Here is a 277-nt window from a genome sequence, read left to right as displayed (position 1 = left end):
TCCGTGTCGGCCGGGGCGCGTGTTCCGCGCGGTCCGGTTACGAAGCCGCGCCGACGATGTCCTTCTCCTCGGCGAAGTGGCAGGCCGACTCGTGCGCGGCCGGCGTGTCCGAGGTCTTGAAACGCTCGGGCACCGCCAGCAGCGGCGTCTCCGTGGCGCACTTGTCCTGCGCCTTCCAGCACCGGGTGCGGAAACGGCAGCCGGACGGCGGGTTCGCCGGGGACGGGACGTCACCGGTCAGGATGATCCGCTCGCGGTTCTCCCGGGCCTCCGGGTC

The 277-nt window shown here is 72.6% G+C and carries 1 protein-coding gene; it reads right to left on the bottom strand.

Features of this window, described 5'->3' with window-relative positions:
* Positions 1-37: 37 nt before the first annotated feature.
* Positions 38-277: oligopeptide/dipeptide ABC transporter ATP-binding protein (locus tag WA762_RS35580; protein WP_335941725.1), on the bottom strand; the 240-nt coding region annotated here is incomplete at its 5' end.

Source organism: Streptomyces tyrfis (genome assembly GCF_037034285.1).
Classification (GTDB): Bacteria; Actinomycetota; Actinomycetes; order Streptomycetales; family Streptomycetaceae; genus Streptomyces.
Note: the sequence above shows the minus strand (reverse complement) of the source record. Positions and strands in the feature narration are given on the sequence as shown.